The organism is Paraburkholderia sp. BCC1876 (assembly GCF_902833695.1).
GTDB lineage: Bacteria > Pseudomonadota > Gammaproteobacteria > Burkholderiales > Burkholderiaceae > Paraburkholderia.
The window spans coordinates 344184-357693 of the sequence record NZ_CADFGI010000006.1 but is presented as its reverse complement, the minus strand read 5'-3'; the positions used below and the strand labels follow the sequence as shown (position 1 = coordinate 357693).

15 protein-coding genes are annotated in these 13510 nt (G+C 62.9%); 2 read left to right on the top strand and 13 right to left on the bottom strand.

From position 1 onward, the window contains the following. Nucleotides 1-6: 6 nt before the first annotated feature. From iscX to HWY05_RS23300, 10 genes are all read right to left on the bottom strand, one after another. Entirely contained in the window at nucleotides 7-204 is a 198-nt protein-coding gene (gene iscX / locus HWY05_RS23345; RefSeq protein ID WP_035546481.1) for a Fe-S cluster assembly protein IscX, read from the bottom strand. Between the two features lie 15 nt (nucleotides 205-219). After that, nucleotides 220-561, bottom strand: a complete 342-nt coding sequence (fdx, locus tag HWY05_RS23340; RefSeq protein ID WP_035546484.1) for an ISC system 2Fe-2S type ferredoxin — start codon at nucleotides 559-561, stop codon at nucleotides 220-222. A gap of 152 nt (nucleotides 562-713) precedes the next feature. After that, complete coding sequence (gene hscA / locus HWY05_RS23335; protein WP_176059791.1) at nucleotides 714-2585, bottom strand: Fe-S protein assembly chaperone HscA; 1872 nt, start codon at nucleotides 2583-2585, stop codon at nucleotides 714-716. 162 nt (nucleotides 2586-2747) lie between these two features. Further along, nucleotides 2748-3275 carry a Fe-S protein assembly co-chaperone HscB gene (gene hscB / locus HWY05_RS23330; protein WP_035546488.1) on the bottom strand — a complete coding sequence of 176 codons (528 nt, stop codon included), beginning with the start codon at nucleotides 3273-3275 and terminating at the stop codon, nucleotides 2748-2750. A gap of 167 nt (nucleotides 3276-3442) precedes the next feature. After that, a complete protein-coding gene (gene iscA, locus HWY05_RS23325) occupies nucleotides 3443-3766 on the bottom strand; it encodes an iron-sulfur cluster assembly protein IscA (protein WP_035546490.1) in 324 nt (107 codons plus the stop codon). Between the two features lie 192 nt (nucleotides 3767-3958). Beyond that, on the bottom strand, nucleotides 3959-4372 hold the full coding sequence (gene iscU, locus HWY05_RS23320) for a Fe-S cluster assembly scaffold IscU (RefSeq protein WP_035546491.1): 414 nt from the start codon (nucleotides 4370-4372) through the stop codon (nucleotides 3959-3961). A gap of 72 nt (nucleotides 4373-4444) precedes the next feature. After that, a complete protein-coding gene (locus HWY05_RS23315; protein ID WP_176059790.1) occupies nucleotides 4445-5668 on the bottom strand; it encodes an IscS subfamily cysteine desulfurase in 1224 nt (407 codons plus the stop codon). An 86-nt stretch (nucleotides 5669-5754) separates the two neighbouring features. After that, complete coding sequence (iscR, locus tag HWY05_RS23310) at nucleotides 5755-6285, bottom strand: Fe-S cluster assembly transcriptional regulator IscR (RefSeq protein WP_035546494.1); 531 nt, start codon at nucleotides 6283-6285, stop codon at nucleotides 5755-5757. Nucleotides 6286-6438: 153 nt separating this feature from the next. Continuing rightward, the gene (locus HWY05_RS23305; protein WP_035546495.1) at nucleotides 6439-6936 is read right to left on the bottom strand and encodes a low molecular weight protein-tyrosine-phosphatase; all 498 of its coding nucleotides are present in this window, start codon (nucleotides 6934-6936) and stop codon (nucleotides 6439-6441) included. Between the two features lie 185 nt (nucleotides 6937-7121). Continuing rightward, nucleotides 7122-7361: a hypothetical protein gene (locus HWY05_RS23300; protein ID WP_035546497.1), complete on the bottom strand. Its 240-nt coding sequence runs from the start codon at nucleotides 7359-7361 to the stop codon at nucleotides 7122-7124. A 268-nt stretch (nucleotides 7362-7629) separates the two neighbouring features. On the opposite strand from HWY05_RS23300, the gene HWY05_RS23295 reads away from it, so the two are divergent. Continuing rightward, nucleotides 7630-8187 carry a hypothetical protein gene (locus HWY05_RS23295; RefSeq protein WP_035546499.1) on the top strand — a complete coding sequence of 186 codons (558 nt, stop codon included), beginning with the start codon at nucleotides 7630-7632 and terminating at the stop codon, nucleotides 8185-8187. Between the two features lie 135 nt (nucleotides 8188-8322). On the opposite strand, the gene HWY05_RS23290 is transcribed toward HWY05_RS23295, so the two are convergent. Together HWY05_RS23290 and HWY05_RS23285 are read right to left on the bottom strand one after the other, a co-directional pair. Continuing rightward, a complete protein-coding gene (locus HWY05_RS23290) occupies nucleotides 8323-9738 on the bottom strand; it encodes a lactate utilization protein B (RefSeq protein ID WP_176059789.1) in 1416 nt (471 codons plus the stop codon). Nucleotides 9739-9877: 139 nt separating this feature from the next. Then, nucleotides 9878-10600: a (Fe-S)-binding protein gene (locus HWY05_RS23285; protein WP_035546502.1), complete on the bottom strand. Its 723-nt coding sequence runs from the start codon at nucleotides 10598-10600 to the stop codon at nucleotides 9878-9880. Nucleotides 10601-10779: 179 nt separating this feature from the next. On the opposite strand from HWY05_RS23285, the gene HWY05_RS23280 reads away from it, so the two are divergent. Then, nucleotides 10780-11586 (top strand): IclR family transcriptional regulator, encoded by an 807-nt coding sequence (locus HWY05_RS23280; protein WP_035546503.1) that lies wholly within the window; start codon nucleotides 10780-10782, stop codon nucleotides 11584-11586. 121 nt (nucleotides 11587-11707) lie between these two features. Here the strand turns inward: HWY05_RS23280 and pbpG are convergent, their stop codons facing one another. Next, nucleotides 11708-12895: a D-alanyl-D-alanine endopeptidase gene (gene pbpG / locus HWY05_RS23275; protein WP_176059788.1), complete on the bottom strand. Its 1188-nt coding sequence runs from the start codon at nucleotides 12893-12895 to the stop codon at nucleotides 11708-11710. Nucleotides 12896-13510 lie beyond the last annotated feature (615 nt).

Genomic DNA, 13510 nt, shown 5'->3' with positions numbered 1-13510 from the left:
GCGCGATCAATAATCCGCGTCTTCAATCCATGCAGCCTGAATTGCCTCGAGGATCTTTTCGTTCGACCGGTCAGGATCGTCGTCGAATCCTTCCAGCTCCATGACCCAGCGGTGCAAATCGGTGAAGCGCACCTGCTGCGGATCGATGTCCTGGTGCTTGTCAGTCAGGGCCATCGCGATGTCTTGCGTATCGGTCCACTTCATGGCTGCAACCTCCTGTTAGTGGTTTTCCTTCGCGTGATTGATCGAGTAGCGCGGGATCTCGACGACCAGATCCTGCTCGGCCGGCATCATCGCCTGGCACGACAGACGCGAGGCCGGTTCGAGCCCCCACGCCTTGTCCAGCAGATCGTCCTCGTCTTCCTCGGACGGCGTCAAGGCGGCGAAACCCTCACGCACGATCACGTGGCAAGTCGTGCAGGCGCACGACTTCTCGCACGCGTGCTCGATTTCAATGCCGTGTTCGAGCAGGTTGTCGCAAATGCTCTTGCCGGGCACGGCATCGATCACCGCGCCTTCCGGGCACAGTTCGACGTGAGGCAGCACAACGATTTGAGGCATACATTTTCCGTTTGGGTCTGAGGCACGGCGGCGGCCAGCAGGCTCCGCGCCATTTTACTGGCGTCGCGCGGAGTTTTTAAGTCCACGCGACGCGCTTCGGTTGTGACGTGCGCATGCCGGCGGCCTGCAAGCCGGCCGGCATGCGCGTTGATTCAGATCTCGTCGAGCTTGCGGCCGGCCAGCGCTCGGCGAATGCCCTTGTTCATGCGACGCGCGGCGAATTCGTCGGTGCCTTCGGCGAGCGTTTTGGTGGCGGCTTCGATCGCGTCGGCGTTGTCGCTGCCGGCAATGTCGCGCAGCGCGGTCAGCAACGCGTCGAGCTCGGCGCGTTCGCTGTCGTCGAGCAACTCGGCGTCGGCGACCAGCGCCGCGTCGGTCGCTTCGACCAGACGGCGCGCTTCGACCTGCGCCTCGCGCAGCGCGCGGGCGCGCATGTCGACTTCGGCGGTCGAGAAGCTCTCTTCGAGCATTCTGGCGACGTCGTCGTCGGCGAGACCGTAGGACGGCTTGACCACCACCGACGCTTCCACGCCCGAGCCCTGCTCACGCGCGAACACGGACAGCAGACCGTCCGCGTCCACCTGATACGTGACGCGAATCCGCGCCGCGCCGGCCGCCATCGGCGGAATGCCGCGCAGCTCGAAGCGCGCGAGCGAACGGCAGTCGCTGACGAGCTCGCGCTCGCCTTGCACCACGTGGATCGCCATCGCCGTCTGGCCGTCCTTGAAGGTGGTGAAATCCTGCGCGCGCGCGACCGGAATCGTCGAGTTGCGCGGAATGATCTTCTCGGTCAAACCGCCCATCGTCTCGACGCCGAGCGACAGCGGAATCACGTCGAGCAGTAGCCACTCGTCGCCGTCCGCGCCGCGGTTGCCGGCCAGCAGATCGGCCTGAATCGCCGCGCCGAGCGCGACGACCTGATCCGGGTCGAGATTGGTGAGCGGCGGCTGGCCGAACAGCGACTCGACCGCACGGCGAACCACCGGCATGCGCGTCGCGCCGCCGACCAGCACCACGCCGTTGATCTCTTTGGTGGTGACCTTGGCGTCGCGCAGCGCTTTCTTCGTCGGACCGAGCGTGCGTTGCACCAGCGCCTGGGTGATCGACTCGAAAGTAGCCTCGTCGATCGTCAGATCGAGGCGGGTGCCGTTCGAGAGCGTCGCCGCGAGGGTTGCATAGGGCGCGCTCGACAACGCCTCCTTGGTCACGCGTACGCTGTCCAGCAGCAGACGCACGTCTTCGGGGGCCAGCGTTTGCGGCGCGATGCCCGCCTGCTCCAGCACGTGGCGATACAGCGCGTGGTCGAAATCGTCGCCGCCGAGCGCGGAATCGCCGCCGGCCGCCAGCACTTCGAACACGCCCTTGGTGAGCTTGAGGATCGACAGATCGAAGGTGCCGCCGCCGAGGTCGTACACCGCGAACAGGCCTTCGGAGCCGTTATCCAGGCCGTAGGCGATCGCGGCTGCGGTCGGCTCGTTCAGCAGACGGAGCACGTTCAGACCGGCCAGACGCGCGGCGTCTTTGGTGGCCTGGCGCTGCGCTTCGTCGAAGTAAGCCGGCACCGTGATGACCGCGCCGACCAGCTCGTCGCCGAGCGTGTCTTCGGCGCGCTGGCGCAGCGTCGCGAGAATTTCCGCTGACACTTCGACCGGGCTCTTCACCCCGTCGACGGTGCGGATCTGCACCATGCCGGGAGCGTCGACGAAATCGTACGGCGCGTTTTCGGCGCCTTCCACTTCCGCCTTGCCGCGGCCCATGAAGCGCTTGACCGACACGATCGTGTTACGCGGATCGGTTGCCGCTTCGGCCTTGGCCGTGCGGCCGATCCGGCGGCCGCCCTTTTCCAGGTAGCGCACCACCGACGGCAGCAGCGCGTGGCCGTCTTCGTCGGGCAGCACGTCGGGCACGCCGCTGCGCACGGCGGCGACGAGGGAATTGGTGGTGCCGAGATCGATACCGACCGCCAGACGCCGCTGATGGGGCGCCGGCGCCATGCCGGGTTCGGAGATTTGCAGTAGGGCCATCTGGATCTTCTCGGGGCCGTTTCGCCCCGTCCTGAATTTTCGCGTTGCTGGATGTATTGCTACGACTGCGTATGTGTCTGGGCGGTGGGTCTGCGCACTCTCTGCGCGGCGCCGGCTTGCACGGAACGCCGCCGCGCTGGAGCGCCCTGCCCGCCTGTGCGACTAGTTCTCGAGCCGCTCGATCTGCGTGCCGATTTCCGACGCCACCCGCTCGATGAACATCAACTGCCGCACCGCCTCGCCCGCCGCCTGATTCGCGCCGCTGTCGAGCAACGCGCCGAGCTTGCTGAAGCGCACGCGCTCTTCGTCGCGCAGTTCGGTGAGCAAGGCCTCGAGCGCGTCGACGTTCTTCGCCGCGGCCGCGTCTTCAATGCCTTCGCGCCATTCCATCTGCTGCATCAGGAACGCCGGCTCCATCGCCGTATTGTTCTCCGCGCCGACATCGACGTCACGCAGCGACAGCAGATAAGTGGCGCGCTTCAGCGGATCGCGCAGCGTCTGGTACGCCTCATTGGTGCGCGTCGCCCATTGCATCGCGATGCGCTTTTGCGCGTCACCGGCTGCCGCGAAGCGGTCCGGATGCACTTGCGCCTGCACCGTGCGGTACGCATGGTCGAGCGCTGCGGCGTCGAGCGCGAATTGCGCCGGAAGATCGAACAGGTCGAAGTGGCTGTCGTTCAGCGAGGCCATCGGATAGAAGGAGTCCGTTCAGGAAAGCGCACCGGGGTGCAGTCTAAAAACGCGGCTCGAAGGCGCGGTAAATGGCAAGCGGCGCTCGGCCCAGGGCGAATGCGCGGATCAAACTAAAAAGGCGGCACGCGCCGCCTTTGATCCGCTGCACGCGGCAATGCCCGGATTTACACCCGGAACGACTCGCCGCAGCCGCATTCGTCCTTCACGTTCGGATTGTTGAACTTGAAGCCTTCGTTCAACCCTTCGCGCGCAAAGTCGAGTTCCGTGCCGTCGATATACGCGAGGCTCTTCGGGTCGACAATGATCTTCACGCCGTTGCAGTCGAACACTTCGTCTTCGGGCGCGAGTTCGTCCACGTACTCGAGCTTGTAGGCCAAGCCGGAGCAACCGGTGGTGCGCACGCCCACGCGCAGGCCGACGCCTTTACCGCGACGGATCAAATACTTCTGGACGTGCTGTGCTGCCTTTTCGGTCAACGTAATTGCCATAGCGTTTCTCATTGCGCGGCGCCTGTCTGTCTGCTTGCGTGGACGTTTGATGGCCCACGCGGCAGTTCAGGCGCTGCGACCCTGCCTGCATCAAATATCGCTCATACCGGACGGCGCGTTCCACCTTTGCCGCCCGCTTCGATTCACTCAGACGCGACCCAGGCGTGAAACCCGGCTCGCGCCGCAACCGCTTTACGCGTGTTGCTTGTCGCCTGCGACGACTGCTTCGCCATGACGCTGCTTGTAGTCGGCGACCGCTGCCTTGATCGCGTCTTCCGCGAGGATCGAGCAGTGGATCTTGACCGGCGGCAGCGCCAGTTCTTCGGCGATCTGCGTGTTCTTGATCGACATGGCCTGGTCGAGCGTCTTGCCCTTTACCCATTCGGTGACGAGCGAGCTCGACGCGATGGCCGAACCGCAGCCGTACGTCTTGAACTTCGCGTCTTCGATGATGCCGTCCGCGCCCACGCGGATCTGCAGCTTCATCACGTCGCCGCAAGCCGGCGCACCGACCATGCCGGTGCCGACCGCGTCGTCGTCTTTCGCGAAGGAACCGACGTTGCGCGGGTTTTCGTAATGGTCCAGCACCTTTTCGCTATAAGCCATGATTACACTCCTTGATCCATTTCAACCTGCAATTTGCAATTCGATAAATTCGATGTCGTCCAGCACGGCGCGTCAGTGCGCTGCCCACTGGATGGTCGAAATATCGATCCCGTCCTTGTGCATTTCCCACAGCGGCGACAGATCGCGCAGCTTCGAAATCTTGGTCTTCAGCAGGTTGATCACGTAATCGACGTCCTGCTCGGTCGTGAAGCGGCCCACCGTGAAGCGGATCGAGCTGTGCGCGAGTTCGTCGTTGCGACCCAGCGCGCGCAACACGTACGACGGTTCCAGCGAAGCCGACGTGCATGCCGAACCCGACGACACCGCCACATCCTTCACCGCCATGATCAGCGATTCGCCTTCGACGAAATTGAAGCTGATGTTCAGGTTGTGCGGCACACGCTTTTCCATGTCGCCGTTCACATACGTTTCCTCCATTTCCGACAGGCCGCGCAGCAGACGGTCGCGCAGCATGCGGATGCGTTCGTTTTCGGTCGCCATTTCTTCACGCGCGATACGGAACGCTTCGCCCATACCGACGATCTGGTGCGTAGCCAGCGTGCCCGAACGCATGCCGCGCTCGTGACCGCCGCCGTGCATTTGCGCTTCGATCCGGATACGCGGCTTGCGACGCACGTACAGCGCGCCGATGCCCTTCGGACCATAGGTCTTGTGCGCCGAGAACGACATCAGGTCGACCTTCAGCTTTTGCAGATCGATCTCGATCTTGCCGGTGGCCTGCGCCGCGTCGACGTGAAAAATAATGCCCTTTTCACGGGTGATCTCGCCGATCGCCTCGATGTCCTGGATCACGCCGATTTCATTGTTCACGGACATGATCGACACCAGAATCGTGTCCGGGCGGATCGCCGCCTTCAGCTTGTCGAGGTCGATCAGACCGTCGTCCTTCACATCCAGATACGTCACTTCGAAGCCTTCACGCTCGAGTTCGCGGCAGGTGTCGAGCACGGCCTTGTGCTCGGTCTTCACCGTGATGACGTGCTTGCCCTTGCTCTTGTAGAAGTGCGCGGCACCCTTGATCGCGAGGTTGTCCGACTCCGTCGCGCCCGACGTCCAGATGATTTCGCGCGGATCGGCGTTCACCAGCTTCGCAACGTTCTCACGCGCTTCTTCGACTGCGCGCTCCGCGTCCCAGCCATACGAGTGGCTGCGCGATGCGGGGTTGCCGAACTGCTCGCGCAGGTACGGAATCATCTTGTCCACCACGCGCGGATCGATCGGCGTCGTCGCACTGTAGTCCATGTAGATGGGCAGATGGAGAGAGTCGTTATTCATCAATTGCTCCGGGGACGTCATATGCTCTGGCTTCTTGGGTTCTTTTATCTCGCTGCGATGCTTCGCTCTACTGCAAGCACCGCGCGCTACGAACCGGCCATGTTGAAAACTGAGTTGGGCCCTTTCGGCGCCACGCGCACCGGCTCGACCGCCTGCGCTTCGTTGCGCCGGTCGCGCAACACCGCCGGCGCGCCTTCGCGCGAGCGCTGCTGATCGACCAGGTCTTTGAGCGACACCGAGTCCAGGTACTCGACCATTTTCTGATTCAGCGTGGACCACAGTTCATGCGTCATGCAGTGGCCGTCGTGCTGCTTGGTGCCCTCGCACGAGCCCTTGCCGCCGCACTGGGTGGCGTCGAGCGGCTCGTCGACCGCGATGATGATGTCGGCCACGGTCACGTCTTCAGCGCGGCGGGCCAGATTGTAGCCGCCGCCCGGTCCGCGCACGGACTCGACGATTTCATGACGACGCAGCTTGCCAAACAGCTGCTCGAGGTACGACAGGGAGATGTGTTGGCGCTGGCTGATACCTGCAAGCGTCACCGGGCCCTGCTCCTGGCGCAGTGCCAGGTCAATCATCGCCGTGACGGCGAAACGGCCTTTCGTGGTGAGTCTCATATGGTGTGGGGACCGCAATTCTCGACAAGTTTGGTCAAGTATAAATACATGAGCGATTTAGTCAAGTATCCCTACCGCGATTTGGGTCATTTGCTTAATTGCTGGATACGCCTGGACGCCATGTCTGGCGCCCCGGCGCGGGAGCTATCTGAGTTACGTGAGCAACTGGGGACGCAACGCGGCGATCAGCCCACGGCACGCGGCTTCACATTGGTCCAGCACCTGCTCGAAACCTTCCGCACCGCCGAAATACGGATCGACGACCTCGCGGGCGCCACCCCAGCGCGCATCCGTTTCTGGCACGAATTCCATCAGCAGGCGGATCTTCTCGCGCTGCGCGGGCGCGCTGACCTGGTGGAGCGCGGCAACGTTTTTGTCGTCCATCGCGATCAGCAGGTCGAAACGCTCGAAATCCGCGGCGCCGATCTGGCGGCCGCGCAACGCGGCCAGCTCGTAACCTCGCCGGCCCGCGGCCTGCTGCGCGCGCTCGTCAGGCGCCTGGCCGATGTGCCAGTCGCCCGTGCCGGCCGAATCGATCAGGATGCGCTCCGCCAGTTTCGCCTCGTCGACCAGACGCCGCATCACGCCCTCCGCGGTCGGCGAACGACAGATGTTCCCGAGGCAGACGAAGCAGATGGACACGGTTTTCATCAGAGGTTTTCAGGCGCTTCAGGGCGCGGTAGTGAACGCGTGGAACGGCCGTTGGAAAACGGTGGCGCGATTATACAAAGCAGGGAGAAATCTTGCCGGAGGCGGCTCAGGCGCGTCAGCCCCGGCTGGCGGGTTCATGCAAGCGTGTTCCCGCCTCCCCGGCAGTGATGCGATTTACCCAGTGCTTACGACGCTTCCGCCATCGGCATCGTCGTGACCGCGCGCAGCGGTTTTGCCGGCAGCGTCGAGGTGTCGTCGATCATGCCGTAGGACACAGCGCGTGCGAGTTCAGCGGTCAACTGGTCGGCCGCGAGCGGCGCCTGCTTCGCGCGCGACGCGGCGTCGCCGCAAATATGCAAATAAGCTGCCACAGCGAGGGTTGCGACGAGGGCAAGGGGCCAGTACACCGATATTGTCTTTTTCATGATGTCGTTTCTTCCGATTAGGGGCGGATGAGCTTGCGGCTCACTATGCCCAGTCGAAATCCTATAGGAATACGCAATCGGGAAAAACCCAGCCAACCGAGATACAGCGTTGCTCCAACTGGAACAGTGCATTGACGCGCCTGTCCCTCACCGGCTTGACGCAAGGCGCGCGGCGAGAAATATTCCTTACAAACACATACAAAGCTTTGGCGACGACTGGCGATAATGGCGGTCTTACAAACATGACAACCTCGCGCCGGCTCATCACATGAAACGCATTGCTCCACTTATCGGACTCGCGACCGCGGCCTTGCTAGGCGGCTGCGCGGTCTATCCGGACGGCACGCCGATGGTCGGCAACGGCTACGGCGGCGGCTACAGCGGCTATGACAGTTACGACGGCTACGCGCCCGGCGTGCCGGTCGTGCCGCAAAGCAACGTCTATCTTGGCTATGGCAGTTATTCGGGGCCGGGATACTACGACGGACCCGGGCGTTACTACGGGCCGGGGCCGGGTTATCGCGGCAATCCAGGAAATCGGGGCGATTGGCCGAACAATGGCAACGGCAATCGCGGCCAGGGTGGCGGCTGGCATGGCCAGCCCAATGGCGGCGGGCAAGGCGGACCGCCGCCGCGCGGCTCAGCGGGCGGCCCGGGTGGGCCAGGTGGCTCGAGCGGACCGCGACCGGGTGCCGGCGGGCCACCGCCGTCACCGCCACAACAAGCGGGTAACGGCGGTGGACGAGGTAACGGAGGTGGCGGCGGTAATCAGAGCCGGCCTCGAGGCGACGAAGGCCGAAACCCGTCCGGGATGACGAATCATTGAGGCGGGTGGTGACCAAGTCGGCAACGAGTGCAGGTCGGCCCTGATTTTCGACCGGCACTCTTTCCTCAGATTCGGCGCCTGAAGGCCAAACAGCTTAAAAGTTGCAGGCGCGGTGGCGAGCTACGGAGCCCCGTCTCACCCAATATGACTGCGCTGCGCCGCGTACAACTCCCTGAACGTACGCCCGACCGGCGCAGGCATATCGCGGGTGTTGGTCCAGCCGGCGCCGCCCAATGGCAGCTTCGCGATCGAACGATTTCTGCCGCCCATCCGCTCCAGCACCCGCACGGCCAGCTTGGTGAACAGCGCATAGGCGTCCGGATGCAGCGCCAGAAAACCCCACACCGCCAGCCCCGCCCGCTCCTTCCACGGCCGCAGCCGTCGCTCCACCTGTTTCTCGCGCAATTTGCGCAGCAGATCCGACAGCGGAATGCCCACCGGACACACGCTATTGCACTCGCCGCATAACGTCGCGGCCTGCGGCAAATCGAGCGCCTTGTCGATGCCGACATAACTCGGTGTCAACACCGAGCCCATCGGGCCGGGATAAACCCACCCGTACGCGTGTCCGCCCACCTTCTGATAAACCGGACAATGGTTCATGCACGCGCCGCACCGGATACAGCGCAGCATCTCCTGAAAGTCGCCGCCGATCAGCCCCGTGCGGCCGCCATCCACCAGCACCACATACATATGCTCGGGGCCGTCCTGGTCGCCGTCGCCGCGCGGTCCGGTCAGCAGGGAAAAATAGTTCGACGTAGCCTGCCCGGTCGCGGAGCGCGGCAACAGACGCATTGCCGTCGCGAGATCCTCCAGCGTCGGCAACACTTTCTCGATGCCCGTGACGGCAACGTGCACGCGCGGCATCACCGTGCACATGCCCTCGTTGCCCTCGTTCGTGACGAGCACGACCGAGCCGGTTTCCGCCACCACGAAGTTGCCGCCCGTCACGCCCATGTCCGCCGTCATGAAATGCGGACGCAGCACCTCGCGCGCTTCCCGCGTCATGTCGGTGACTTCAGTCAGACGCGGCCGACCGTGGGTCTTCGCGAACAGATCGGCGATCTCGTCCTTATCCTTGTGGACGACCGGCGCGATGATGTGGCTCGGCGGCTCGTTGCCGTTGATCTGCAGGATGTACTCGCCGAGATCGGTTTCGATCGACTCCACGCCCATCTGCCCGAGTACCTCGTTCAGGCGCATTTCTTCGGTGACCATCGACTTCGTCTTGATCACCTTCTTCACGTCATGCCGGCGCGCGATATCGCCGACGAGCCGCGCGGCCTCCTGCGTCGTCTCCGCGAACAGCACGGTCACGCCGCGCCGGCCGGCCTCGCGCTCGAACGTTTCGAGCCACACGTCGAGATGCTCCAGCGCGCGGTCACGGCGCTCCTTGAGCGCGGCGCGCGTGGCCGGAAAGTCGATCGCGTTCATGGACGCGGCGCGTGCCGAGACGAACTTGGTCGACAGCTTGGTCAGGTTCTGCTGCAGACGCTGGTCGGCGAGCTTTTGCCCGGCGCGCGCCTTGAATTGCATCGTTTGAACTTGCATAGCCGCCTTATGCGTAATCGAATCAGAACGCGAATCGGAACGCGCGCACCAACACGCGCGAAACGATATGCATGAAAAGAACGATGCGAACCGGCGTGGTGCGCAGCGCGGTCGATCACACGCTGCGCCGCCGACGCCGTTACACGTCGCCGGCCAATACCTGCGCGATATGCAGCACCCGCGTGGTGGAATCGCCGGTGCGCCGCAGACGGCCTTCTATATTGAGCATGCAGCCGAGGTCGCCGAGCACCACCGTGCCCGCGCCGCTCGCGCCGATATTCGCGCATTTTTCGTCGACGATCGCCGTAGAAATATCGCCGTACTTGACCGCGAACGTGCCGCCGAAGCCGCAGCAGTGCTCGCAATCCTTCATTTCCGTCACGGCCACGCCCACCTGCTTGAGCAGCGCGCGCGGCTGGGCCTTGACGCCGAGTTCGCGCAAGCCGGAACAGGAATCGTGATAAGTCACCTGACCCGCGAATTCGCCCGGCTGCAACTGCACCTTAGCCACGTTGACGAGAAAATCCGTGAGTTCGAACACCCTGGCGCGCAGCCTGCCGAAGCGGTTCATCATCTCGGGATCGTCGGCGAAGAGGTCGCCGTAGTGCGCGCGGATCATGCCGCCGCACGAGCCGGACGGCACGACGACGTAGTCGAACTGCTCGAACTCGCGCAGCGTTTTTTCGGCCAGATCGCGTGCGATACGCCGCTCCCCCGAGTTGTAAGCCGGCTGTCCGCAGCAGGTTTGCGCGGGCGGCACGATCACCTCGAAACCGGCGCCTTCGATCAGCTTGATCACTGAAAAACCGATTTCGGGCCGCATCAGGTCGATCAGGCAGGTGACGAACAATCCGACTCGCATGAGCCCTCCTTCGGGAAAACGTGCCTGATTATCCGCTGTTTGGCGGACAATACCAACGGCCGGAAGCCATAAGACGAACGACGCGCTAAATTGGAATAGGTTTTCCAACCGCGTTCGCTTTTTTCACAATACGAGATACAATCAATTTCCGCTGTTTGACGCGTCAACCGATTCCTCCCATGAGCGACACGAACCCGGATCCCAAAACTTCGATCCAGGTGATCGAACGCATGATGCGCTTGCTCGACGCCCTCGCCGCGCACAGCGACCCGGTCAGCCTGAAAGAACTCGCCATCCGTACGGAACTGCATCCGTCCACCGCGCACCGCATCCTGAACGATATGGTGATGTGCCGGCTGGTCGACCGTTCGGACCCCGGCACGTACCGTCTCGGCATGCGCCTGCTCGAATTGGGCAATCTGGTGAAAGCGCGCCTGTCCGTACGCGACGCGGCGCTCACGCCGATGCGCGAACTGCATCGCCAGACAGGGCAAACGGTGAATCTGTCGGTGCGCCAGGGCGACGAGATCGTGTATATCGAGCGCGCCTATTCCGAGCGCTCGGGCATGCAGGTGGTGCGGGCAATCGGCGGGCGGGCACCGCTGCATCTGACCTCGGTCGGCAAACTGTTCCTCGCCGCCGACGAATCGACCCGCGTGCGCGCTTATGCCACACGTACCGGCCTGTCGGGCCACACGCAGAACAGCATTACGGATCTGACGAAACTCGAACGTGAGTTGTCGATCGTTCGCCAGCAAGCCTCCGCGCGCGACAACGAAGAGCTTGAACTGGGCGTGCGCTGTATCGCGGCCGGCATTTACGACGACACCGGCAAGCTGGTCGCCGGGCTGTCGCTGTCCGCGCCGGCGGATCGTCTGCAGGACTCCTGGCTCGGCCAGCTCAGCCAGACCGCGCTGCTGATTTCCGCGTCGCTCGGGTATCGGCCGCAAATCCCGCAGGACCATTCGCACGGCCATCACGCGTGAGTCTTCGGTAACGAGAGTTCGCGCCGAAACGCAGGATAGAAAAAAGCCTCGCAGCACATACATGCTGCGAGGCTTTTTTCATGGCGCAGCCGGTTCACGAAGAACCGGCCGCTGAACCGCTTCAGGTGCCCGGACCGCCGGCATCCGCGCTGGTAATACGCGCCTGATCGCCGCCATTGTCGAGCCACGTGCGCAGACGCGTCGCGTCCGCGAAACGCGAGTACTTACCCGACGAATCGAGCAGCACCATGATCATCGGACGGCCGTGAATGGTTGCCTGCATCACCAGACACTCGCCTGCTTCGTTGATGAAGCCGGTCTTCTGCAGACCGATGTCCCACGTCGGGTTACGCACCAGCGCATTGGTGCTGTTGTACGCCAGCGAACGCTTGCCGGTGTACACCTCGTAGCTGTGATCGGTCGAGAACTTGCGGATCAGCGGATATTGATACGCCGCGTTGACCATCTTCACGAGGTCGCGCGCGCTCGACACGTTCTGGCTCGTCAAACCCGTGGGGTTTTCAAAGTGCGTGTCGGTCATGCCGAGTTGCTTGGCCTTCGCGTTCATCGCCGCGAGGAACGCCGGACGGCCGCCCGGGAAGTAGCGCGACAACGCAGCGGCGGCACGGTTTTCCGACGCCATCAGCGCGATGTGCAGCATGTCTTCACGCGACAGCACCGAGCCCACCGACAGACGCGAGCCGGTGTTCTTCTCGTAGTCGCGGTCTTCGTCCGTGACTTCGATCTGGTCGGTCATCGGCTCTTTCGAATCGAGCACGACCATCGACGTCATCAGCTTGGTGATCGACGCGATCGGCACCACGGCGCGCGAGTTCTTGTCGAACAGCGATTCGCCGGAATTCTGATCGATCACGTACGCGACGCTCGAACGCAGCATCAGCGCGTCCGGCGTTTCGTGCAGACCGAATGCCTGGCCGACGGTCGGCTGACGCGGTTCGTACGCGACGCGGCGCACCACCGTATGACGGCGGCCGTTCGACGTGTATGTCACGCGCTTGCGCTTGACGCTCGCGCGGGGCGCGTCGTCGTCCGCGGCGACGGCCTTCACGGCCGCGCCTTTACCGGCCTTGGCCGACTTGCTCGCTACCTTGGCGGTAGCGGCGGCCGGCTTTTTGGCGGTTTTAGCGTGTTTGGCGGTTTTTGCGGGTGCTGCGGCGGGTGTGGCGGCAAAAGCGCTGACGGGCGTGGCGAACGCCGCTGCGATGACCATGGAGGCGGCCACCGACAGAGCGGTGCTGCGGGCCGCGCCGTGGATCACTTTTAGCGACGAAAACATGTCGGTTTTCATGGGTGTTCGGTAGGGAGCGGCGAGAGGTTTCCGCAAGTGTAGTAAAACAACGAAAAATTAGCAATTTTAAGCACTTATACGCGCTCCTTAAACCGGCTTGTAAGCTCCGATCGCAAAAACACAAATAAGTGCCACCGGTCGATCGAAAAAAACAATCGCTACCGGGCATCGCCCCGTCGTCGCCGCCATGCAATCGAATCGAGATGATTCTTCCAGCATAACGGCAATATCGAGACAACCTTGATCAGGGGAAATACGGTCAGAGCACAGGCGGGTGACGCATTGCCCGTGCCATGGAACGTCGCTGGGGTCTCGCTGCGCCGCTGTTAAACGCCTGCTGGAAACCGCCAACGCGCATTCGACACGCATAGCGCATTAACGTTCCGTGACAGTTTCCGGTTTACATCGATTTGTCGATTACGGATTTTTTGTCACAGATCAGATGTTACCGCCTCGCACCATTTCTCGCTGCCGGATGGTCAAAACACCTCATGGGATCGGTAACAAATGCGGATCTATCGCGCACCAGCGCAGTGCGACAGTCAATTTAACTTGCGTCATACGATCGTCATGCTGGCTGCATAAGGTATTGTTTTATCAACACTTTCTTAATAT

Excerpts from the sequence above, each read along its gene's own strand:
- iscU (WP_035546491.1), bottom strand. The coding sequence starts at position 4,372 with ATGGCTTATAGCGAAAAGGTGCTGGACCATTACGAAAACCCGCGCAAC.
- HWY05_RS23295 (WP_035546499.1), top strand. The coding sequence starts at position 7,630 with ATGAAACGCATTGCTCCACTTATCGGACTCGCGACCGCGGCCTTGCTA.
- hscA (WP_176059791.1), bottom strand. The coding sequence starts at position 2,585 with ATGGCCCTACTGCAAATCTCCGAACCCGGCATGGCGCCGGCGCCCCAT.
- iscR (WP_035546494.1), bottom strand. The coding sequence starts at position 6,285 with ATGAGACTCACCACGAAAGGCCGTTTCGCCGTCACGGCGATGATTGAC.
- HWY05_RS23315 (WP_176059790.1), bottom strand. The coding sequence starts at position 5,668 with ATGAATAACGACTCTCTCCATCTGCCCATCTACATGGACTACAGTGCG.
- HWY05_RS23305 (WP_035546495.1), bottom strand. The coding sequence starts at position 6,936 with ATGAAAACCGTGTCCATCTGCTTCGTCTGCCTCGGGAACATCTGTCGT.
- HWY05_RS23300 (WP_035546497.1), bottom strand. The coding sequence starts at position 7,361 with ATGAAAAAGACAATATCGGTGTACTGGCCCCTTGCCCTCGTCGCAACC.
- fdx (WP_035546484.1), bottom strand. The coding sequence starts at position 561 with ATGCCTCAAATCGTTGTGCTGCCTCACGTCGAACTGTGCCCGGAAGGC.
- iscX (WP_035546481.1), bottom strand. The coding sequence starts at position 204 with ATGAAGTGGACCGATACGCAAGACATCGCGATGGCCCTGACTGACAAG.
- hscB (WP_035546488.1), bottom strand. The coding sequence starts at position 3,275 with ATGGCCTCGCTGAACGACAGCCACTTCGACCTGTTCGATCTTCCGGCG.
- HWY05_RS23290 (WP_176059789.1), bottom strand. The coding sequence starts at position 9,738 with ATGCAAGTTCAAACGATGCAATTCAAGGCGCGCGCCGGGCAAAAGCTC.
- HWY05_RS23280 (WP_035546503.1), top strand. The coding sequence starts at position 10,780 with ATGAGCGACACGAACCCGGATCCCAAAACTTCGATCCAGGTGATCGAA.
- pbpG (WP_176059788.1), bottom strand. The coding sequence starts at position 12,895 with ATGAAAACCGACATGTTTTCGTCGCTAAAAGTGATCCACGGCGCGGCC.
- HWY05_RS23285 (WP_035546502.1), bottom strand. The coding sequence starts at position 10,600 with ATGCGAGTCGGATTGTTCGTCACCTGCCTGATCGACCTGATGCGGCCC.
- iscA (WP_035546490.1), bottom strand. The coding sequence starts at position 3,766 with ATGGCAATTACGTTGACCGAAAAGGCAGCACAGCACGTCCAGAAGTAT.